The sequence below is a fragment of the Natronorubrum sp. A-ect3 genome (assembly GCF_041821125.1).
In the GTDB taxonomy this organism is placed as follows: Archaea; Halobacteriota; Halobacteria; order Halobacteriales; family Natrialbaceae; genus Natronorubrum; species Natronorubrum bangense.
The window spans coordinates 80,596-100,694 of sequence record NZ_JBGUBB010000009.1; the positions used below are offsets into that span (position 1 = coordinate 80,596).

Consider the following 20,099-nt stretch of genomic DNA (forward strand, 5'->3'; position numbering starts at 1 on the left):
AAACCTTTGATAGTCGTGGCGGCATATCCGTCCTGATGAGCCAAGAGCGATTCACCACTGACATCGACACTGCACTGGCCGACGAACTCGTGAGTATCGCCCGGACAGGGCTTGGCGATGAGCTTCGGTGTGTCATCTACTTTACACCGTCCGAATTCGATATCCTCTATGTTAGACAAGGTATCTACCACTCCCACGAAGATGCACGACGCGCCAAATCACCGCTCGTGGATCTCGAGTCCGTCGGCTTTGTAGAAGCACCCGTCCGAAGCGCGCTTTTGGCGACTGACGGCAATGCGGAACTCGGGCCGTACTCGTTTACGATTCGAGTTCACGGCGACGGGTTCGTCGTCAGAAAACTCGTCGGCGACGTCGGCGTCCTCCTGACAACCGACAGTATGGATATCGCGGCGTTCAGCGATGGGGCAACTGCGATCGAACGGCACCTGAGCGAGCGGTAGATGGCGGCTGCCGGGAAGCGACCAACACCAGTGCGGTTGGTCTCGTTCGGTGTTAGGGCTGGCTACTCGATATCGATCTCTCTGGAGGTCTCGCCGGTTGTGACTTTCGGGAGTCGAACCGTCAACACTCCGTTCTCGTGGCCTGCCGTGATCGACTCCTCCTCGACGGGTTCAGGCAGCCGGATCCGGCGACTCACCGACGTTCGGGTCCGCTCGCGTCGAAGGTAGCGGTCACCCTCGTGTGCGTGGTCGTCCTCGCGTTCGGCGTCGAGGCGGAGGGTTCCCTCCGAGAGCGTCAGTTCGATGTCGTCGGTCTCGTAGCCCGGCAGATCAGCCGTGACGACGTACTCCTCGTCGGTGTCGACGACGTTGACCGGGACGGAGCCGGGAACCTGCAGCCCGCCGCTGGTCATCCCCTCTTCGACCTGCTTGCTCACGCGGTCGAGCATCTCTTCGATTTCCTCGAACGGATTTCCTCGCATACACAGATCTACGACCCCGAGTGGGATAAATTCTGCCCGCCCCTCGAGGTCAAAACGAACCTTGAGAACGTGCGCGATTCGACCTCAACCTCGAGAACGTTACTCCGGCAGCGTCACCAGTCCGTCATCGATCGCATCGAGAAGTACGTCGCGCGCGTGGCCGTCTGGGTCGACGTTCTCGTAGACGGTCTGGACCTCGCCGTCGGCGAGGAGGAACGTCGTCCGCTTGGTCACACCGCTGTCCCGAAACTCGACGTCGAACGCGTCGGCGATCTCGGCGTCGGGGTCGGCCAGCAGATCGAACTCGAGGCCCTCCTGTTCGCAGAACGACCGGTGAGAGTCGACGTCGTCGATCGAGACGCCGTAGACGTCGACGCCGGCATCCTGATAGGTCTCGCGCTCGCGCTGGAACTGGTTGGCTTCGATCGTACAGCCGGGGGTGTCGTCTTTCGGGTAGAAGTAGACGACTGTGGGCTCGTCGAACTCGAGAGTGATGGATTCGCCGTCTTGAGTCGGTGCAGTCACGGTCGGCGCGTCGTCGCCTGCAGTGAGTGGCATGGTCGTACTCCCGCAAGATGACAAAAAACAGTTTCCGATCTCCGTGGGAGATCCGGGTCAGGCGCTGGCTCGGTCGCTCAACGCTACCCGACGACGTGTTCGGTATCGTACGAACCCAGCCGACGGACCCAGCCCTTCTCTGCCAACTCCGCTAAGTCCTCGATCGCTTCTTTCGTCCGCGCCTCGTAGAGGCCGGCCTCGATGTCGATGTGGAAGACGTAGTCGCCCAGTCGCTGGCCGCTGGGACGGGATTCGACCCGCGTCAGGTTGATATCGCGGTCGGCAAAGGGCTCGAGCAGCTCGAGCAACAGGCCGGGGTAGTTCGCGTTCGGGTAGACGACGAGCGTGGATTTGCCGCCGCCTTTCGAGCGCTCTTCAGCGGGTGCAAGCGCGAAGAATCGCGTCGCGTTCGAGTCCTGATCCTGGATGTCCTCAGCAAGCACGTCGATGCCGTTGCCGCCGTTGTCGGGGTGGCCGATACCCGCAACGGACGGATCTTCGCGGGCGAACTCGACACCCTGTGCCGTGCTCGCGACAGCCTCGAGCGTGGCGTCGGGATACTCGCGGTCGAGATAGGAACGACACTGCGCCAGCGCCTGGGAGTGACTGGCGATCGTCTCGAACTCTGGCCCCTGAGCGAGCAAGGCGTGTCGAATCGGCGTGACGATCTCGCGGACGACGGCGACGTCGTACTCCGCGAGCGCATCGAGGCTCTCCGTGACGCTGCCTTCGATGCTGTTTTCGATCGGAATGACACCGCGGTCGTGCTCGCCACGGGCAACGGCGTCGACGATTGCCGTGACCGACTGGCGGAAGTCGATCTCGTCGCCGTTGGCGATCGCCGTGGCTGCCCGGTGTGAGTACGTTCCTTCGGGACCAAGCGTAACTGCAGTCATTGGGTTGTGATACCGGGGATGGCATCAAAAGACCTCGGGTCCGGCGTGCCGGAGCGGACGGCTCGAGCCATCGGTTTGTCCCACCCCCACCGGCGGTCGATCAGGCTGTCGCTGTCACGATGGCGTCCTCATACTCACCGACAGCAGCGAGAACCCCGTTCCGATCGTCGGGGTCGATCTCGAACTCCTTGAGGGTCGACTCGAGATGGGTGACGATCGCATCGAAGTCGGGTTTCGTGATCTCGAGGCCGTCGTGTGCGGCAGCCATGTCAGCACCCGTGTAGTCGACGGGACCGCCCGCAACCGCACTGAGAAACTGGGTCTGGTGGGCCTGCTGTCGTTGCATGTCGACGTCGTCGAAGTAGTGTGCAACTCGTTCGTCCGCAACGACGCGGTCGTAGAATCGGTCGACAACCGCCGCAATGGCCTCTTGGCCGCCGAGTCGATCGTAGAGTGTGTTCGACATCTGAACCAATTAACCAGGGTAACTTACATAAACTTCCCGTCGAACATGTGTTCGAAACTGAAACTCGTCGCCGTGGTGGATGACTGGCGTCCGATAAGCGTGCGCTTTTCATACCCCAAGCGCAGACTCATGGCTATGAGAACGCGCGGGACGTTGCGATTGGCGACACGGGGGTCCACGCTTGCCCGGCGGCAAGCCTCACTGGTACAGGAGGCGCTGGAGGATCGACGCTACGAGGTCGAACTCGTAACCGTCGACACCACGGGCGACCAGATCAAAGACGAACTGATCCACCGACTGGGAAAAACCGGCGCGTTCGTCCGTGAACTCGACGAACGCGTCCTCGAGGGCGACCTCGACGGAGCGATCCACTCGATGAAGGATATGCCGACCGAACAGCCCACAGAGCTGGTGACAGCCGGGGTGCCCGAACGCGGGCCACCGGGAGATCTGCTCATCACGCCCGACGGGGCGACGCTCGAGGAGTTGCCCGAGGGCGCAACCGTCGGCACCTCGAGTCTGCGACGGCGGGCCCAACTGCTCTCTGAGCGTTCCGACCTCGAGGTCGAGCCGCTGCGCGGGAACGTCGATACGCGCCTCGAGAAGTTGCTCGCGCCCGCACTGCAGGCCGAACACCAGGAACGGACGGAAGCGGACAAAGAGCGCAAGGGGAACACCGGCAACGAAGAGTTCGAGCCTGAGTTCGACCAGACCACTGACGAATGGTTCGACGGGCTTTCCGAGCTCGAAAAGCAGGCGCTGGGCCGCGAGATCGAGACCGAGTACGACGCGATCGTGCTCGCTCAGGCCGGCCTCGAGCGGAGTGGCCTCGACCACTACGTCGACGCCTACGAGCTGCCGACATCGACATTCGTCCCAGCACCGGGGCAGGGGGCGCTCGCAGTGACTGCGACCGACGGCGAAACGGCTCGTGATATCCAGTCCGCGATCGATCACCCACGCAGTCGCGTCGAGACGACGGTCGAGCGAACGATCCTCGCGGAGCTGGGTGGGGGCTGTATCGCGCCAGTCGGTATCTACGCGGTCGTCCAGGGCGAACACGTCCATGCGACGGTCACCGTTTTCGACCAAGACGGTGAGCAGTCGGTGACTGGGAGCCGGGATCTGCCGATCGAACGCCACGCGGAGGCCGCTCGCGAGTTCGCCCGCGATCTAGCAGACCGTGGCGCAGCGGACCTGATCGAGCAAGCCCGCATGGAGAGCGACGCTGACGACGAAGAGACACAAGAGGGGGCGTAGATGCCCGCGTCGGACGAACCCGGTGTGGAAGATGAGACAGTCCACACCGAACTCGGCACCGTCTATCTCGTCGGGAGCGGCCCTGGCGACCCCGAGTTACTGACCGTCAAAGCCCAGCGCCTGCTCGAGGACGCCGACATCGTGCTTCACGACAAGCTCCCGGGTCCGGAGATCATCGACATGGTTCCCGAATCGAACCGTCAAGACGTCGGCAAGCGCGCGCACGGCAATCGGACGCCACAGTCTGAGATCAACGAACGATTGGTCGCACTCGCTCGCGACGGACAGAACGTCGTCCGACTCAAGGGCGGCGACTCGTTCGTCTTCGGCCGCGGCGGCGAGGAAGCCGAATATCTCGCTGCCCACGGGATTCCCTTCGAGGTCGTTCCCGGGATTACGTCGGCGATCGCCGCCCCCGCAGTCGCTGGCATTCCGGTTACCCACCGCGATCACGCCTCCTCGGTCTCCTTTGTCACCGGCCACGAAGACCCCACCAAACCGGAGTCGGCCGTCGACTGGGAAGCGCTGGCCACCGCCGGCGGCACGATCATCGTGTTGATGGGTGTCACTCGGCTGCCCGAGTACACGGCGGCGCTGATCGAGGGCGGGATGGCCTCCGAGACGCCGGCCGCACTCGTCGAACGCGGCACGTGGCCGACCCAACAGGTCGCGACGGGCACCCTCGAGACCATCGTCGACGTCCGCGATGCAAACGACATCTCGCCACCCGCAGTAACGATAATCGGCGGCGTCGCCAGCACTCGCGAATCAGTCGTCGAGTTCCTTCGGAACGACTACGACGACGCAACCGAGGATATGAACCACGAGCCACGATGAGTGACACACCCACCGTCGCTGTCTTCCGCCCGGACGACGACCGACTTGCCGATGCCGTCGACCTGCTCGAGGAACTCGGCGCGACTCCCGTCGCCGATCCGATGCTGGAAGTCGACCCAACCGACGCGACACCCAGAACCGACGCCGACTATGTGATTCTCACGAGCAAGACCGGCGCGGAGCTCGTCTCCGCGGCCGGCTGGGAGCCCGGCGATGCCACCGTCTGTGCCATTGGCCCCGCAACCGCCGACGCGCTTTCCGATGCAGGATACACTGTCGACATCGTCCCCGAGGAGTACACCTCGAGCGGCCTCGTCGCCACCCTCGAGGGTGATGTCGACGGCGCACGCATCGAGGTCGCTCGCAGCGACCACGGCAGCCCGGTGTTGCTCGAGGGACTCGAGGATGCAGGTGCGTACGTCCACGAAACGACCCTCTACCGACTGGTCCGCCCCGCGGAAAGCGGTGGGTCAGCCGAGTTGGCCGCCGAAGGTGGCCTCGACGCCGCCTGCTTTACCTCGTCGCTGACCGCCGAACACTTCCTCGAAGCCGCCGCCGCACGGGGCGTTCGCGAGGAAACACTCGCAGGACTCACCGATGTCACGGTCGGTGTCATCGGCGAGCCGACGGCCGAGACCGCTGACACACTGGGGATCGACGTCGACGTCGTCCCCGAGGAGGCTACGTTCGACGCACTCGCGCGCGAAACGCTCGAGACCGCCCGGGCGACTCGCGAATAGATAGGGCTCGTTCGGGTTGCGCAGCCGAACGAATGTGTGTTATTTTCTTCCAACCAGCGCTCGCAAGCTGTGCCCTCACGCTCGCTCGAGCCTACGAATCACCTACCAATGGCTGTCGCAACGCCGCTCACGCGGAGACTCGATCCACCAGCGTCCATCGAGCTCCGCGTCGCGTTTTTCATCCTCTGGAGTATCGACACGGTTGCTGCGACGCTGTTCTTTCTCGTTCCGTACGCAACCGAACTCAACCCTGTCACCGTCTTTTTCTACGGGCTGTTTGGCCTGCCCGGCGTCGTGCTCGCGGCGGTCTGTTATGCCGGGGTCGTGGTCGTAATCGGCCACGTCCTTTCGGAGCCACTCGACGTTCGGTTCGTCGTCAGCGTCGTCCTCCTGTACGTCGTGTTTGCAGCGAACAACATCGTCCTGTTGCTCGCTCGTGAACCACCGCATGAACTCCTCGGGCTGTAGCGACTGGACTCGAGTGACGCCGGAGCCAGACCGCAGCTTTATGAGCGAAGCCGGCCCAACGATAGCTCGATGGCTGGGCCGATCCCCGAACTCGAAGACTGTGCGACACGCTGTGCAACGCGGCTCTGTGCAGCCGACCGCGTCCTGTTGGCCTCACATATCGACGCCGACGGGCTGACCAGCGCTGCGATCGCCGCCCAGGCACTCGAGCGGGCACGGATCCCCTTCGAAACGGTCTTCGAAAAACAACTCGACGAAGACGCGATCGCCGACATTGCGGCCACGGAGTACGAGACGGTTCTCTTTACCGACTTCGGGAGCGGCCAACTCGATATTATCAGCGAGTACGAAGCCGACAGCGCGTTTACCCCCGTCATCGCAGACCACCACCAGCCGGCCACGGTCGACGACGACGGCGAGTCGGTCCGTATCGAGACCGACTATCACCTCAACCCGTTGTTGTTCGGCATCAACGGCGCTTCAGAGCTTTCGGGTGCCGGCGCAAGCTACGTCCTCGCACGCGCACTCGCCGCGGTCGCAGACCAACAGCCGGACCAGCCGGTCGCGACCGATGGCGGAACAACCACTGCTGCCCGCTCGGACAACAGTGATCTCGCCGCGCTCGCCGTCGTCGGCGCTGTCGGCGATATGCAGGCCTCTGGCGGTGAACTCCACGGTGCGAACGTAAAAATCGTCGCCGAAGGCGTCGATGCCGGCGTTCTCGAGACCGGCAAGGATCTCGCGCTCTACGGCAAGCAGACCCGCCCCCTGCCGAAACTACTCGAGTACGCAACCGACGTCCACATTCCCGGCATCTCGAACGATAAAAACGGCGCGCTGCGCTTTCTGGACGAACTCGATCTCGAATTGAAACGCGACGGCGAGTGGCGCCGGTGGGCTGGCCTCACAAACGACGAAAAACAGACCGTCGCCAGCGCACTCGTCAAGCGGGCCGTCTCGAGTGGCGTCCCCGCGACAAAGATCGACGGACTCGTCAGCACGGCGTATGTCCTCCCCAACGAACCCGTCGGCACCGAGTTACGGGATGCAAGCGAGTTCTCGACGCTGCTCAACGCGACCGCCCGCTACGAGCGCGCTGACGTTGGTCTTGGGGTTTGCCTCGGGGACCGGGGCGACGCGCTCGATCGGGCTCGAAAGCTCCTTCGCGATCACCGGCGCAACCTCTCGGAAGGGATCGACCTGGTCACACAAGAGGGTGTCACGCACGAGGATACCCTCCAGTGGTTTCACGCGGACGATCGCATCCGCGAGACGATCGTTGGCATCGTCGCCGGGATGGCGATGGGAAACCAGGGAATCAGTCGATCGAAGCCGATCATCGCGTTCGCTGACAAGGATGATGAGCACGTCAAAGTCTCGGCCCGTGGCACCCACAGTCTCGTCCGAAAAGGGCTCGATCTCTCCATCGTCGTTGGCGAGGCCGCACGCGCCGTCGGCGGTGACGGCGGCGGTCACGACGTCGCTGCCGGTGCGACGGTTCCGAAGGGGGCCGAAACGGAGTTCATCGAACGCGCCGACGAAATCATCGGCGAGCAGCTCTCCTGAGCCGGTTATCTCGAGCGGTCCATCGACGCCGGAACTGTCGGGATGAGGGGCGCCCGCGAGGTCAGCAGGTACGTCGATTTGCGAACGGCTCCCTTGGCGTACTGGACCGTGCTCTTGTGGATCGGGGTTCGCTTTCCTCGGATCTGGGTGCGACCCTCGAGAATGGCATCGACGAGGTCGTCGCCATCGATATCTGCTTTCGTCGGGTTCGAAGCGTTGGGACTGACGAGAATCTCGGTGTAGGCTTTACCGACGTTTGGGAGGTAGTGGGCATCGCTCGCGCCGATCTCGGGATAGTCACGTCGCCGGGCGAACGTCCGGGCACGACGATTTCGGTAGCCAGTAAAGACCATCGAGTTGTAGGTCTCGATCGCGTCGGCATCTTTGATATGACGTTTGCGGACGCCATGGCGGCTCCGTTGGAACGGATGTGGCACGATCGCGATCCCGCCCAGTTCACGGACAGTGTCGACGGTTTGCATGAATGGCTGACCCGGATCCGGTCGTTGTTCGACACCGATTGCCAGCAGATGGCCGTGTCGAGTCGAGACCTCGACACCAGGAATACCCACCAGTCCGTACTCCGGTGCGAGTTCTGCGGCGCGAAGTGACTCGCCGATTTCGTCGTGGTCAGTGATAACGACTCCATCGAGGCCGATATCGGCTGCGTGCTCGAGGATGAGTTCGATCGGTTCGTGACCGTCGTATGAATCATCCGAGTGGACGTGGAAGTCGATAGCAAATGGGATCTGAGATGTCATAGGACCATGTCGGGTGGCGTCTGTGAGTACCCATTCCGCTGATGGAAGTATAAGCGCTCCGCTGGTGGTCGTCCGGGAACAGCCCTAATTCAATATCGCATTATACACTTTATTAGCTTCGTGTTTCGATACTGGCACGCAGCTTCTGACGGCGGTAATCAGTTGTTTGCTATACTAATAGCATGTTGACGACCACGTGTGCCCGACTCACTTCATCGGTGAGAGGGTATCAGGAACGACATCTGAAAGCCGAACCTGCTCGAGCACATCCCGTATCTCTCCGGGACCGGCCGGCTCGTCGACACGTTCGTGTACGTGGTGCATACACTCGAGCATGCCCGTGATTGCGGCCCGGCGAGTTGAGACACGGCCGATCGCTTCGGCGACCGACTGATCGGCAAGGAAGTACCGATAGCGAAGCTCCCAACAGCGGCTGAGGCCGAGTCCGGGGTGAGATCGGTCAGCAGCAGTCCGATCCGCAACGAGCTCGAGCGGTGGCTGGCTGTGACGATACGAAAACTGTCCGTCACAGCAGTCAGCAGGCCCCCATCCGGGAGGGAGTTTGTTACGTGGGATTGGGGGATGATCAGGGGACATGTAGCGTCCTGAGGAGCGTCGACGGAGTGTTGGTTCCGCTTGCGTACGCATCGTCCGTATGTAGGTGGCCCATACTGAGTCAACGGGCTGATAGTACCAGCGGGATGGAGAATACGGGCGACCGATCGTCCGACTTTTGTCGTCGCTTGCCGTCCGCTCGAGTATGGTAGAGTTCGATCCCGAGAAATTCGAAGACAAGTACGCCAACTACTTTCCCGAACTCCAGCAGGCGTACAAGAACGCGTTCAACCGCATGAACGACAACTACGACTCCGAGCTCGTCCACGCGATCGACCAGCAGGTGCTCAACGAGAGCGAACCCTTCTACGAGGGGGATGGTGAGTTCCGAATCGAACTTCCCGACGAACCGTATGGGCGGCTTTCGGGCGTGGTCGTCGAAGAAGAGCGATTCGAGCAGGTCCTCGAGCGCCACGTCGCGGAGATTGAAACCGAACTCAAGCGGATCTTCGGATTTAACTAACGACAGCCGGCGCAAGCCGACATCGCTGTCGGCGAGCGACTGCGGATGACGGAAGGTTTAGGGGTGCGCACACCCAAGGGTGGCCTATGAGTACCGAGACCCAGAACGACGGGGACGACCTCGAGGAGCGCGTCGCGAACTTCCTGCGGCGAAACTTCCCGCAGATTCAGATGCACGGTGGCAGCGCGGCGATTCAGGATCTCGACCGCGAGTCCGGTGAGGTCAGTATCGCACTCGGTGGCGCCTGCAGTGGCTGTGGTATCTCGCCGATGACGATTCAGGCGATCAAGAGCCGAATGGTCAAAGAGATCCCCGAGATCGAAAAAGTCAACGCACACACCGGCGGCGAGGGCGGCGGCGACGACATGGGTGGGATGAGCCCATCCTTCCCCGGCGAAACCGTCGACGACGGCGAAGCGGACGAAGGCCCCGAAGCTCCGTTCTAACGTTTTCGAGCCCCGATACTGTTGTTTATTACACCGACCAGCGGTGCCACTCACGACTGCGTCGACGACTCTGAAAGCGAGTCAACGCACGCCAACGCCACGTTCCCACGTCCGCACCAGCGTCGTGAGGATCCGGTTCGTCGGGACCTCGAGATCCTGCTGGGCGGCTCGGTCGACCACGTAGCCGTTGATCGCGTCGATCTCGGTGCGGCGCTCTGTGAGGATGTCCTGGCGCATCGAGGACGTGTTCGCGGCCGTATCGGTCGCGACGGACTCCATGCTGGCGATAGCCGCTCGGTTCGAGAGCGAGACGGTACACGAGCGAGCGACCCGTGCGGTCTCGCGGGCCGCCGCCCGTGCGAGGGCGTCTGCCGGCGGCTCGAGGACGGCTCCGTTTTCGGTATCCGTCAGCGCTGTGATGGCGTTGATCCCCGCGTTGACAGCGAGTTTTTCCCAGAGCCGCCGGGGCATATCCTCGGCGATGGTCGTCTCGAGGCCGGCCGCAGCGAACAGGTCGCCGATCCGATCCCCAGGCTCCGAGCGACCACCCATCCGGGCACCGAGCACGACATCACCGATGCCAGTACACTCGACGACGCCTGGTTCTTGCAAGATCGCACCGTAAGAAGCGGTTCCGGCGAGGACTGGACACGCGAGCGCGTCAGCGAGCGTCTCCTCGTTGCCCATCCCGTTCTGTAAGGAAAGGACGACGTCATACGACCCTGTCGCGAGCGTCTCGGCGGCCACAGCGGTGTCGAACGCTTTGACCGTCACGATCGCCAGCTCGGCCTTGAGCCCTCGCCCGTCAGTCGTCACGTTCGGGGTAGTCGTGGCCTCGAGTTCGCCACGCAGTTCGAGTCCCGACTCACGGACGGCGCTGGCGTGGGGGTCACGCGCGACGAGCGTGACGTCGTTAGACCGAACGGACGCGAGCGCACCGCCGATGAGACTCCCGAGACTCCCAGCACCAAAGACGACGATCTCCATGGCGTATATCGACGCAAGCGCGATAGAAACGGGTTTTGTCTTCGGTGAGATTCACTCTTGGGTTCGGCGATGAGCCGTGGCGAGCACCGAGTCAACCGCCAGCTTTCCACGCACGCTTTTCGAGACTGTTCTGAATCGTGTTTCGATAAATTGATACTCGCTATATAGAATATGAACACAACCATGACTCGAGTGGGGAATTTCGTCGAATACGTGACATTCTTGCCCATGGTAATAGAAAACAATATACATCCTGCCTATAGAGAGGTGGTCGTGATAGTTGGTCGCACCACTGGAGCGGCCGTCGGGGCGCTTCCAGTCGAACCGCGTTGTCTCGAATCAGTCCGGGGGGGAGCCCGATCGGCCACCGACGATGGCATGGCCGACGGCAGTGTCGGACGATCGGCACGTCTGCGTTCTTCAGCCCGCTCTACGGATAGTCACAGCAGTCAAAAGCAGCTCGACGAGCCGGTATCCCTTGGCCATCACGGAGATGGCGTGTCCCACGGATGACCGGAACCGGTGTCGCTACCGTCGGCAACTGCCGGATCGCCTACCGACGGGCGGGAACGAGCGGCCCGCCGGTCGTCCTCTGTCACGGTGCCGGAATCGACGACGCAACGGTCTCGTGGCGACACACCATCGATGCCCTCGCCGAGGACTACCAGGTGTACGGAATCGACTGGCCAGAGTACGGCAACAGCACGGGCAGTGTCTCTCACACCCTCGAGACGTACGTCGACGTTCTCGAGGGCTTTCTCGAGACGCTCCCCTACGAGCGCGTCTCGTTGGCTGGCATCTCGATGGGTGGCGGGGCAACGCTCGGCTACGCGCTCAGACATCCCGACCGCGTCGAGCAGTTGGCGCTCGTGGATAGCTACGGCCTCGGCGGCCGGCTTCCGAGTGCGCTCCCCTGGAAGATGCTCGGACAGATCCCCGGCATCACGGAGTTCGGAAAGATCGCCTGTAGCGTCTCGAGTGAGAGCGTTCGCATGGTCCTCGATAGTCTCGTCGCCGACGCCAGCGAACTGCCCGAGCCGTTCGTCGAAGACGTCAGGACAAAGCTCATGGAACCGGGTTCGATCCAGGCGTTCAAGCAGTTCCAGCGGAACGAACTCTCGTTCAACGGCCGCGTCGCGACGAACTTCGTCGACGACCTCGAGTCACTGACTGTCCCAACGCTGCTCGTCCACGGCAGAGACGACCCGCTCGTCCCCGTCGACTGGTCGATCCGCGCCGCGAAGCGACTGCCCGACGCCGAACTGGATCTGGTAGGCAACTGTGGTCACTGGACCCCACGGGAACGGCCAAAACGGTTCAACCAGAGTCTCCGCGAGTGGCTCCCGGATCATCGACACACTCCACAGATACAGTATCCGAAAGGACAGATTCCGGGGTTGACTCGAGCCAGCGACTGAGGCGGGCTGTTGTCCCGAGTTTCCGGCACTGACCGAACAGAGTCCAGACGACTGATTCGGTCACGAAACCGGCTGTCTGTCCGGGAGTGAGCGTCGACTAACGTGAGTTCTTACGGCCCTCCGGAGGTACACGCTGTCAAACTGCACGAGGGCCGCAGCGTCGAAAGGGCCGCCCGATCACGAGCGCCGCAGTCTCTCGAAGGCGTGCCCTCGAGACAAGCTACATGAAATCCTCAATGCCCGACTGCTTGTTCTTGTCATTCTCGAAGATGCTCTCGAGCGACTGTTCGAGGACCTCGAGGCGCTGTTTCGTGTAATCGCGGCAGTCGTACTCCTCGGCGACCTGAATCGCCGTCTGCATGTACTTGTTCACCGACCCCTCGTGGACGGTGAGGTTGACCCGACCACCGCATTCGCGGCAGTCACCGGTCAACGGCATCCGCCGGAACTTCTCGCCACAGTCGAGACAGCGGGTTTCCTGTCGTGAGAACGCACGGAGGTTGCCGATCAGATCCGGCAGGAAGTGACCTTCGATGACCCGCTCGGCGACGTCGGTTTCGTCGACCGACTCGAGTTTGCGCGAGAGCTCGAGTTGCGCATCCATCTTGTCCATCATCGAACCCAGCGTCTTGTACGCCGAGAGGTCGGGCCCCATCGCGATGTCGGTGGTGTCGTGAGTGTGCTCGAAGCCGGTGTACTCGCCGTCGGTGCCGAGCGTGTCCTCGCCGATCTGGATCTCGACAGATTCGGGATCGGCCTGCTCTCGGGTCGCCAGATAGAACTCGCGAGGGTACTGCGAGACGATGTCCATATTGTGGGCCTCGTCGTCGATCTCGGAGGGGTCGATTCGCGAGGACATGACGAGGGGGGCGTCCATCTTGCCGCCGCGCTGGTCAGGGAGGAACGATTTGCTAAAGTTAAGCAATCCGTCGAGCAGCAACATGACGCAGTCTTCGTCGCCGTCACATTGCTTTTGAGACATGTTGTTCGCGACGAGGGAGTGTGTCTCGGAAACAGTGAGACAGTACACTGAGTCGACAGTCGATTCGACATAGTCGACCGACGAAATCGATTCGACGAGATACGCGTCGTCACCGCCGTCGAAGACGCGACGGCCCGTTGGCACGGTATTCTCGACGTGTGACTGCAATCGGCTGTCCTTTCGAGACAGATGGAAGCCCACAGTCTCAGCGAACTGCATCGCGTCCTCGGACGATATCTCGAGGACGTACGACGTCGCGGTCATCGACGGATCGTCGATTTCGTAGAATTCCGGGAACTTCTCGCAGAGGGGAACCGGGTCGGTGATCGTAACCCGGCCACAGATTCCGAGCCGACTCAGTAATGCGAGGAGGTCTTCTTTGAGTTCGCTACTGACTGTGGTTGCTGAGACCAACAGCGCGTTTGCATCGACGCCGCCGTCGCCGCTGAAATAGCCTCGAAGATAGGCAGCGATAATCCCGTCGGCTGCATCGAACAGTGGCTGTGGAACGCGTTTTGTCTCGGCAAAGATTCCCGCCTCGAGCACCGAATCGAAGAACGCACGGAGCAGTCGCCCCGAAGCGGTTACTTTTGCGTCGTTTTCGTGGTACGGTTCGACACCGAACTCGTCCCGAAGCACGTCGACGTAGAACTCGCGAGCCTCGGCTTCAGTGCCGCAGATCGTCGTTTGATGGATCGTGCCTTTCGGCGTCGCTTGTGCTCGGGCGAATCCTTCGGCAGCGTAGTATCCCAGCAACGTTCCAACGCGTTCGTTGAGTGTAACGTGTCGATCGATTTCGGTCCGGTCGTGTCGCATCCCGAGACTGACGTCGTCCGGAACGAACTCGAGGAACTCCTCGCGAGAGTCGAACAGGTCGAGCAGCAGATCAGCAGGGAAACTGTCCCGGTACAGATAGTTACTGAACGTTTTCTTGTTCAGTCCGAAGTAGTCGGCCGTGCTCGTAAGCGGATAGAACGCACCGTCCCACTGGGGGCTGATCGTCTCCTCGAAGCGTTCATACAATCGGTCCTTCTCGAGTCCTTTGATCATCAGCCGAGAACTGTCGACAGTATCGATATCGAGGAATTCCTCGAGCAGGTCAAAGGTGTGCGGTTCGTTGTCTGTATCGACAATGTCGAGATGTTCGGGGACGACCGCGTGATCCGCCGTCGTGAGTTCAGACGCCCGTTTCGACCGTAGTTCTCCATCTTCGTAGACGTGGACGTCGTGATCAGGAGTGAGCGTGATTTCACGGCCACTTCGCGTCTCGTAGCGAACGAGATGGTCCGGTGCCGGGTGTTTTGAGACCGCTTCGACCGGCTTTTGTGAAAGGCTTCCGGTATCATCGATCGACGGAACGGTGACAGTCCCATCGAGTTCCTGAACGAGCGTTCCGAAGTCGTCCTGTTCGGGATCAGTTAATCGGTCTTCAACGAGCGTCTCGATCGGTTCGTGATGCCACTCGTTGGCTTCGTCCTGATACCAGACTTTTGTCTCGGGATGGAAGCAGTTGCGTCGCTTGGCGGCGTGAAAGTACGGATGAGCGTAGCCAACGGCAGCGCTCGTAAACCCAATCACTCTGCCGACAGTTGCCGCGCTCGTGTGCGGTGCCATCCCGAAGACAAGTTCGCCGACGAGGTCCTGTCGGTCTTCGAACTCGTAGAACCGCTCGAGGCCGTAGTACTGCTCGAGCAGGTCGTCGATGAAGTCGGCGATCTGGAGCATGTGCTCGGCTGCACCATCCGAGAGGACGATATCCTGGACTTTGAGTTCGACCAGCTGGTCCTCGTGGGTGAGCGGGTCGCCGTGGATGTCTTCTTCGTAGCCAAGCGCCTGGAGTTGCCCGACGTCGATATCGAGTTCGCTGGCTCGGACCGACGTGACGGGCAGGTCGGTCATGTCGTAGCGGACAGTGCCGTCTTTGAACGAGCTCACGTCGTGTTTCGCGCGCAGGACCCCTTTCTCGATGGGCTCGGGGATTTTATTTGCGGAAGAGAGTCCTTTGACGCCTTTGAGGATCTCGAAGGCGTTCTCGCGTTCGCCGACTGACTCGAGGGCGGCGCGATACTCCTCGTGGATATCGACCTCGCGGGATTCGACACAGGTGGCCTCGCGGTCGCAGTGGCCACACTCGACGCGGCCGGCTTCGTCGGGTTCGATTCGCTGGTCGCAGTCGGGACAGCGGTAGTCGGGGACCGTCCGGGTGTTACAGTCAGGACAGCGGTTCTTGAACGTCTCCGTCTCGCAGTTCGGACAGCGTTGGCGCCCGATCTGCACCTCGACGACGCCGGGCGTGTCCGACATCGTCTCGGTGTGTTTGGCCGCGTTAGCGACGTTGCGCTGTGCGCCGCCGGCTTCGCCGATGGGAAACAGCGTGTGGACCGGCGGGCTCAGATCGCGCCGTTCGGATTTTTCTGGCCGCCCCATCCGATTGCCGATCCGTGTCGGCGCGCGTTCACGGACCTGGAAGGGGGCGACCTCGTTGACCGCCTCGATGGCGTTGTCGCCCTCGGCCTCGTGGCCCCACGTGCGAGCGCGCTCGGAGAGGTCGTCGCTGCTCCAGGTGCGCTCGAGTTCGATTGTCGACGCCTGTTCGTGCCCCTCGGGGTCGAGTGTCGCCCCATCAGTGGCCGCTTGTCGGGGCTCACACCCCAGCGTGCGGGCGAACGGTCGCCAGTCATCGATCTCGATCTGCCCCGCGTCTTTGCGCTGGCGGTGTTCGATGATGAGCGTCTCGAGTGCCACCGCGGTCGACTCGCCGTACTCGAGGACGAGCGTGCCGTCGCCGTCGGCATCATCTTCGACCCGGCCGTCGGCAACGGCCGCTGCGAGGTCACAGTAGTGTTCGACCGAGAGATCGTGCCAGAGATAGGTGTACTGGGGATGGAGCGGAGCGTCGTACGCCATGGCCCACTCGAGGGCCTGCTCGGCGTCAGGGAACTCGAGGTCGATTCGGGGGTCGTCCTCGAGTGCCTGTATGTCTGCACCCGCGGCGTCCATGTCCTGAATCCACCACTCGGAGACGTAGGAGGCGGGGGCAAGCGGGTGGTTGTTCTCGACGAACTCGCCGTAGTTGACCAGATACTCGCCGGTGTCTAGGATCTTCTCGACGCCGTTTCTGATCTCGAGGGCCTCCTCGGGGTCGTCGATCCGGCGGACGTCGCCGTTTGCCAGCTTGACTGTGGGGCCGTCGATGCTGTCGACTGGGATGATCCCGTGGGCTTTGCCGGGGCGTTCGGTCTTGATTTGGGTTCCCGTCGCGAGGAAGTCATCGACCAGATGCATCGTCGCGGGGTGGATGCCGCCCGTCGCAAAGCCGTGGTTGCGCGCCCGGCCGTACCGGAGCCGAAAGCCACCGTTGGCGCTCGGATGGGAGAACACCGGCCGACCGGCGATCAGATCCCGGAGGAACTTCGTCGACGGCTCGGCTCGAGGCGGGCCGTCGGATTCGTCGGCAGCGTCGTCGGCCGACTCGGGCTCGTCAGCGTCGCTTTCGTCCGACTCGTCGTCGCCGTCGTCTTCGTCGGCGTCCTCGCCGTCTGCAGCGCCGTCATCGGCAGCGTAGTTGCCGTCGATCAGGTCCTGGAGCCACGGCCAGTCGACCTCGTCGAGGTTCCGGGTGTAGCGCTGGATCTTCGGGGCCTTGAGCGCGATCCCTTCCCCGAGGACGAGACACATCCCACCACGGGCGCTGTTGGTGTCGACGCGCTCTAAATCACGGAAGCCCGAGACTTCTTCGTCGCCGGTGGCCTCCCCGTCGAGCATGATCGGGAGGTTCTTCGCGATGAATTTGGCCTCCTTCGCTTTCGGCGTGTACTGGAGACCGGTTTCCTTGTCGTAGAGGGCGATTTCTTCGGCGTAGCGTTCGATCTCGTCCTGTCGAGCGTTGTACTGTTCGACACCGACGAGCGCGCGTGTGTAGTCGGCCACGAGCACGGAGAGTGCCTGTGCCGTCCCGCCCGCAGAACGGATCGGGCCGGCGTAGTAGACGTTGACGAACTCGGTGCCGTCGTCGTTCTGGAGGAGTTCGACCCGATCGATCCCCTCAATGGGAGCAGCGACGACACCCTCAGTCAGGAGCGCGACTGCCGTTCGGACCGCGCCTTCGATCTTCCCTGCTTTCGTCTCGTAATCACCGACTCTCCCTTCCGCGAAGTCTTTCGCGAGTTCGAGGGCGGCCTCCTCACGAGACATCTGGCCCTCGAGTTCACGCACTCGCTCGGCGACGCCATCGATGCCGAGGATGTTCTCGACGCGGTCGGCCATGTCCTTGGCGACCGGGATCTCGACTTCGGGTTCTGGGTCGCCACCGCGTTGTTTGGCCCGCTCGGCGACGTCGAACGCCTCGTCTAACTGGGACTCGAGGCGCTGGAAGTACCGTGTATCTTCCTCGCGCATATCAGAGCCAGAGGTCGAGGTCGGTGGTCTCGTCGTACTCGCGCACTAACTCATCCTCGAAGACGCGCATGTAGACCTCGCCGGCCCAGACCGTCGCTTCGTTGAGGTGGCCCGCGACGGCGTTGCCCTCGGAGTCCGAGAGTACCGCATGGGTATGTGCAAAGCGCTCTCCGTCCAGCCACGAGACGTTGCCCACACAACTGGCGACCTCGAGTGGCTCGTCGAACTCGAGTGGATAGTACTCGCAGTCATCCTGGTCGTAAAACCAGCATTCGGCGTCCTGGACCGCACCGAGGGCGCTAAACCAGGCCGCATCAGCGTCGACGTCGTTCGCGAGCGACTCGATCTCGGCCCGCCAGTCGGCACCGGTCTCGAGGCGGGCGATGTATTCGGCGTCCGTCTCGACCGCCCTGTAGTTCATACGAACTCTCACTGGTGCCACAACAAAAATGCCACCGGTCTGTTGCTCGTCTCAGTCACTACCGCGTTTCACAGTCGATGTCGGACCCACCAACGGACAAAAATGAGGGGGACTGTACAGATACGGTTACGGTAACAGCTTCTTGACTTCTTTAGCCCCCTGCTACCAATATACATGGAACATATTGGACAAAAGGATGGTATACGATCAGTTCACCGCTACGCGACGGCGGGTTCTTGCATCAGGTGCAGCGGTTGGTACAGCCCTGGTTGCTGGCTGTATCGGTGGGGATGAAGGACCTGAAGATGGGCTCCTCTACACTCAAGAGGTGAATCCCGAAGGCGACTTCGATCCGGTCATCTCGAACGACGCCTACAGTGCGCAGGTCATTCACCAGGTCCATGACGGCCTCTACGAGTACGACTACGACCTCGAACTCCAGCCAAAGATCGCTGCCGGCGAACCCGAAGAAGAACGGGACGGAGAACGATACATCATCGAGCTCGTCGAGGACGCAGAGTTCCACAACGGCGATCCTGTCACCGCCGACGACGTTGTCCACTCGTTTACCGCGCCTATCGAGGAAGACACCGACAACCGCCCGGAGTTCGACTTCATCGACGTCGACGGCACCGAACCCGTCGACGAGCACACCGTTCAGTTCGACCTCGAGCACCCCTACGGTGCGTTCACGACGCTCACGGTAGCGACATATATCGTCAACGAGTCGGTCCGGACGGACGACCGCGACGCATACAACACGAATCCCGTCGGCTGCGGCCCGTTTACCTTCGAAGACTGGACCTCAGACGAGTACGTCGAACTCGAGGCTTGGGACGAGTACTGGGGCGATCCCCAGCCCGAACTCGAGTCAGTCCGATTCGAGGCCGCAGAAGACGACGCGGGTCGGGTCTCCCAGATCCTCGCAGGCGATACGGACGCGATCGCGACGGTGCCGCCGGAAGACTGGGACCAGATCGAGGGCGAGGAGGGGATCGAGGTCCACCGGACCGAAAGCCCCTCCTACCAGTACGTCGCGTTCAACTGCAACGACGGCGAGACGACCGATCCCGACGTCCGTCGAGGGATCGCCCACGCGTTCTCGATGTCCGAATTCGTCGATGCGAACCTCGGCGAGAGCGCAACACCAATGGAGACGCCGATCCCACCGATCGTCGACGATCTCGGCTGGGACTTCTCGATCGAGGAGGAGCCACCGGGCCACGACCCCGACGAGGCTGCGGCGCTTCTCGAGGAGGGACTCGACGATCCCGACGACTGGAATCCGACGATTATCGTCCCGCCGGACGACGTTCGGATCGCGTTAGGTGAGGTGATCGTCTCCCGGCTGGACGAACTCGGATACGATGCCGAGGTTCAGAGTCTGGATTTCGCGACGTTAACTGATACCTATATTTCGGGCGACGCGGACGACTACGAGATGTACATCCTCGGCTGGACCGGTGGTCCCGACCCCGACGTGTACTTTTACAACCTCTTTCACGAGGAGAACGCCGGCGTCACGCAGGGCCACTTCTACGAGGGCAGCGACGACTTCCACGACAACATCCTCGAGGCACGAGAGACGGCCGATCAGGACGACCGCCGCGAACTCTACACCGACGTGATCAACGAGATCATCGAGGAGGTGCCCGTCATGCCGGCGTACTCCGAACACAACACGATTGCGACCCAGGAGTACGTCCAGGGCAAACAGCCCCACCCGAACGTCTCGTACAACCCGGAGCTCGTCTCCGACGAGAACAACGTCAATCTCGAGGAGTAAGCCACTCGAGCCTGCCGTTTCCGTACGACAGGTGAGAGAGCGACAGACGGCCGATCCGAACCGGGCGGACAGCGCACGAAACGACGAC

The 20,099-nt window shown here is 62.0% G+C and carries 19 protein-coding genes; 10 read left to right on the forward strand and 9 right to left on the reverse strand.

Translation table 11 applies throughout. The annotated features are described in order from the left end of the window. Positions 1 to 35 precede the first annotated feature (35 nt). Positions 36 to 461 (forward strand): hypothetical protein, encoded by a 426-nt coding sequence (locus ACERJA_RS18110; RefSeq protein WP_373609626.1) that lies wholly within the window; start codon positions 36 to 38, stop codon positions 459 to 461. A 62-nt stretch (positions 462 to 523) separates the two neighbouring features. Here ACERJA_RS18110 and ACERJA_RS18115 read toward each other — a convergent pair whose 3' ends face one another. The 4 genes from ACERJA_RS18115 to ACERJA_RS18130 form a co-directional block, all read right to left on the reverse strand. Then, positions 524 to 943 (reverse strand): Hsp20/alpha crystallin family protein, encoded by a 420-nt coding sequence (locus tag ACERJA_RS18115; RefSeq protein WP_373609627.1) that lies wholly within the window; start codon positions 941 to 943, stop codon positions 524 to 526. A gap of 99 nt (positions 944 to 1,042) precedes the next feature. Continuing rightward, on the reverse strand, positions 1,043 to 1,501 hold the full coding sequence (locus tag ACERJA_RS18120) for a peroxiredoxin (protein ID WP_373609628.1): 459 nt from the start codon (positions 1,499 to 1,501) through the stop codon (positions 1,043 to 1,045). A gap of 83 nt (positions 1,502 to 1,584) precedes the next feature. Then, positions 1,585 to 2,397 (reverse strand): prephenate dehydratase, encoded by an 813-nt coding sequence (pheA, locus tag ACERJA_RS18125; protein WP_373609629.1) that lies wholly within the window; start codon positions 2,395 to 2,397, stop codon positions 1,585 to 1,587. Between the two features lie 100 nt (positions 2,398 to 2,497). Then, on the reverse strand, positions 2,498 to 2,863 hold the full coding sequence (locus tag ACERJA_RS18130; RefSeq protein ID WP_373609630.1) for a group 1 truncated hemoglobin: 366 nt from the start codon (positions 2,861 to 2,863) through the stop codon (positions 2,498 to 2,500). Positions 2,864 to 2,998: 135 nt separating this feature from the next. Between ACERJA_RS18130 and hemC the strand changes: the two genes are divergently transcribed. From hemC to ACERJA_RS18155, 5 genes are all read left to right on the forward strand, one after another. Beyond that, positions 2,999 to 4,123, forward strand: a complete 1,125-nt coding sequence (hemC, locus tag ACERJA_RS18135) for a hydroxymethylbilane synthase (protein WP_373609631.1) — start codon at positions 2,999 to 3,001, stop codon at positions 4,121 to 4,123. Then, positions 4,124 to 4,960, forward strand: coding sequence for a uroporphyrinogen-III C-methyltransferase (gene cobA, locus ACERJA_RS18140; RefSeq protein ID WP_373609632.1), 837 nt, complete (start codon positions 4,124 to 4,126; stop codon positions 4,958 to 4,960). Further along, positions 4,957 to 5,700, forward strand: a complete 744-nt coding sequence (locus ACERJA_RS18145; protein WP_373609633.1) for a uroporphyrinogen-III synthase — start codon at positions 4,957 to 4,959, stop codon at positions 5,698 to 5,700. Before cobA ends, ACERJA_RS18145 begins: the two co-directional genes overlap by 4 nt. A gap of 108 nt (positions 5,701 to 5,808) precedes the next feature. Beyond that, positions 5,809 to 6,168, forward strand: a complete 360-nt coding sequence (locus ACERJA_RS18150; protein WP_006065256.1) for a hypothetical protein — start codon at positions 5,809 to 5,811, stop codon at positions 6,166 to 6,168. Positions 6,169 to 6,237: 69 nt separating this feature from the next. Then, a complete protein-coding gene (locus tag ACERJA_RS18155) occupies positions 6,238 to 7,734 on the forward strand; it encodes a DHHA1 domain-containing protein (RefSeq protein ID WP_373609634.1) in 1,497 nt (498 codons plus the stop codon). Positions 7,735 to 7,739: 5 nt separating this feature from the next. On the opposite strand, the gene ACERJA_RS18160 is transcribed toward ACERJA_RS18155, so the two are convergent. Together ACERJA_RS18160 and ACERJA_RS18165 are read right to left on the reverse strand one after the other, a co-directional pair. Further along, complete coding sequence (locus ACERJA_RS18160; protein ID WP_373609635.1) at positions 7,740 to 8,495, reverse strand: PHP-associated domain-containing protein; 756 nt, start codon at positions 8,493 to 8,495, stop codon at positions 7,740 to 7,742. A 207-nt stretch (positions 8,496 to 8,702) separates the two neighbouring features. Then, positions 8,703 to 9,092: a hypothetical protein gene (locus ACERJA_RS18165; RefSeq protein ID WP_373609636.1), complete on the reverse strand. Its 390-nt coding sequence runs from the start codon at positions 9,090 to 9,092 to the stop codon at positions 8,703 to 8,705. 163 nt (positions 9,093 to 9,255) lie between these two features. Between ACERJA_RS18165 and ACERJA_RS18170 the strand changes: the two genes are divergently transcribed. After that, complete coding sequence (locus tag ACERJA_RS18170) at positions 9,256 to 9,573, forward strand: DUF5783 family protein (RefSeq protein WP_373609637.1); 318 nt, start codon at positions 9,256 to 9,258, stop codon at positions 9,571 to 9,573. A gap of 86 nt (positions 9,574 to 9,659) precedes the next feature. Then, positions 9,660 to 10,019 carry a NifU family protein gene (locus tag ACERJA_RS18175; protein ID WP_373609638.1) on the forward strand — a complete coding sequence of 120 codons (360 nt, stop codon included), beginning with the start codon at positions 9,660 to 9,662 and terminating at the stop codon, positions 10,017 to 10,019. A gap of 81 nt (positions 10,020 to 10,100) precedes the next feature. Here ACERJA_RS18175 and ACERJA_RS18180 read toward each other — a convergent pair whose 3' ends face one another. Next, positions 10,101 to 11,006 carry a ketopantoate reductase family protein gene (locus ACERJA_RS18180; protein ID WP_373609639.1) on the reverse strand — a complete coding sequence of 302 codons (906 nt, stop codon included), beginning with the start codon at positions 11,004 to 11,006 and terminating at the stop codon, positions 10,101 to 10,103. A gap of 509 nt (positions 11,007 to 11,515) precedes the next feature. Here ACERJA_RS18180 and ACERJA_RS18185 point away from each other — a divergent pair. Next, positions 11,516 to 12,424 (forward strand): alpha/beta fold hydrolase, encoded by a 909-nt coding sequence (locus ACERJA_RS18185; RefSeq protein ID WP_373609641.1) that lies wholly within the window; start codon positions 11,516 to 11,518, stop codon positions 12,422 to 12,424. A 220-nt stretch (positions 12,425 to 12,644) separates the two neighbouring features. On the opposite strand, the gene ACERJA_RS18190 is transcribed toward ACERJA_RS18185, so the two are convergent. Both ACERJA_RS18190 and ACERJA_RS18195 read right to left on the reverse strand, forming a co-directional pair. Next, positions 12,645 to 17,804: a DNA polymerase II large subunit gene (locus ACERJA_RS18190; protein ID WP_373609642.1), complete on the reverse strand. Its 5,160-nt coding sequence runs from the start codon at positions 17,802 to 17,804 to the stop codon at positions 12,645 to 12,647. Position 17,805: 1 nt separating this feature from the next. Beyond that, positions 17,806 to 18,225, reverse strand: a complete 420-nt coding sequence (locus tag ACERJA_RS18195; protein WP_006065265.1) for a PPC domain-containing DNA-binding protein — start codon at positions 18,223 to 18,225, stop codon at positions 17,806 to 17,808. 196 nt (positions 18,226 to 18,421) lie between these two features. On the opposite strand from ACERJA_RS18195, the gene ACERJA_RS18200 reads away from it, so the two are divergent. After that, positions 18,422 to 20,011, forward strand: coding sequence for an ABC transporter substrate-binding protein (locus ACERJA_RS18200; RefSeq protein WP_373609643.1), 1,590 nt, complete (start codon positions 18,422 to 18,424; stop codon positions 20,009 to 20,011). Positions 20,012 to 20,099: the final 88 nt, after the last annotated feature.

What these genes read in the sequence shown, in the direction of transcription:
- ACERJA_RS18110 (WP_373609626.1), top strand. Translation starts at nt 36, where the DNA reads ATGAGCCAAGAGCGATTCACCACTGACATCGACACTGCACTGGCCGAC.
- ACERJA_RS18115 (WP_373609627.1), bottom strand. Translation starts at nt 943, where the DNA reads ATGCGAGGAAATCCGTTCGAGGAAATCGAAGAGATGCTCGACCGCGTG.
- ACERJA_RS18120 (WP_373609628.1), bottom strand. Translation starts at nt 1,501, where the DNA reads ATGCCACTCACTGCAGGCGACGACGCGCCGACCGTGACTGCACCGACT.
- pheA (WP_373609629.1), bottom strand. Translation starts at nt 2,397, where the DNA reads ATGACTGCAGTTACGCTTGGTCCCGAAGGAACGTACTCACACCGGGCA.
- ACERJA_RS18130 (WP_373609630.1), bottom strand. Translation starts at nt 2,863, where the DNA reads ATGTCGAACACACTCTACGATCGACTCGGCGGCCAAGAGGCCATTGCG.
- hemC (WP_373609631.1), top strand. Translation starts at nt 2,999, where the DNA reads ATGAGAACGCGCGGGACGTTGCGATTGGCGACACGGGGGTCCACGCTT.
- cobA (WP_373609632.1), top strand. Translation starts at nt 4,124, where the DNA reads ATGCCCGCGTCGGACGAACCCGGTGTGGAAGATGAGACAGTCCACACC.
- ACERJA_RS18145 (WP_373609633.1), top strand. Translation starts at nt 4,957, where the DNA reads ATGAGTGACACACCCACCGTCGCTGTCTTCCGCCCGGACGACGACCGA.
- ACERJA_RS18150 (WP_006065256.1), top strand. Translation starts at nt 5,809, where the DNA reads ATGGCTGTCGCAACGCCGCTCACGCGGAGACTCGATCCACCAGCGTCC.
- ACERJA_RS18155 (WP_373609634.1), top strand. Translation starts at nt 6,238, where the DNA reads ATGGCTGGGCCGATCCCCGAACTCGAAGACTGTGCGACACGCTGTGCA.
- ACERJA_RS18160 (WP_373609635.1), bottom strand. Translation starts at nt 8,495, where the DNA reads ATGACATCTCAGATCCCATTTGCTATCGACTTCCACGTCCACTCGGAT.
- ACERJA_RS18165 (WP_373609636.1), bottom strand. Translation starts at nt 9,092, where the DNA reads ATGTCCCCTGATCATCCCCCAATCCCACGTAACAAACTCCCTCCCGGA.
- ACERJA_RS18170 (WP_373609637.1), top strand. Translation starts at nt 9,256, where the DNA reads ATGGTAGAGTTCGATCCCGAGAAATTCGAAGACAAGTACGCCAACTAC.
- ACERJA_RS18175 (WP_373609638.1), top strand. Translation starts at nt 9,660, where the DNA reads ATGAGTACCGAGACCCAGAACGACGGGGACGACCTCGAGGAGCGCGTC.
- ACERJA_RS18180 (WP_373609639.1), bottom strand. Translation starts at nt 11,006, where the DNA reads ATGGAGATCGTCGTCTTTGGTGCTGGGAGTCTCGGGAGTCTCATCGGC.
- ACERJA_RS18185 (WP_373609641.1), top strand. Translation starts at nt 11,516, where the DNA reads ATGACCGGAACCGGTGTCGCTACCGTCGGCAACTGCCGGATCGCCTAC.
- ACERJA_RS18190 (WP_373609642.1), bottom strand. Translation starts at nt 17,804, where the DNA reads ATGCGCGAGGAAGATACACGGTACTTCCAGCGCCTCGAGTCCCAGTTA.
- ACERJA_RS18195 (WP_006065265.1), bottom strand. Translation starts at nt 18,225, where the DNA reads ATGAACTACAGGGCGGTCGAGACGGACGCCGAATACATCGCCCGCCTC.
- ACERJA_RS18200 (WP_373609643.1), top strand. Translation starts at nt 18,422, where the DNA reads ATGGTATACGATCAGTTCACCGCTACGCGACGGCGGGTTCTTGCATCA.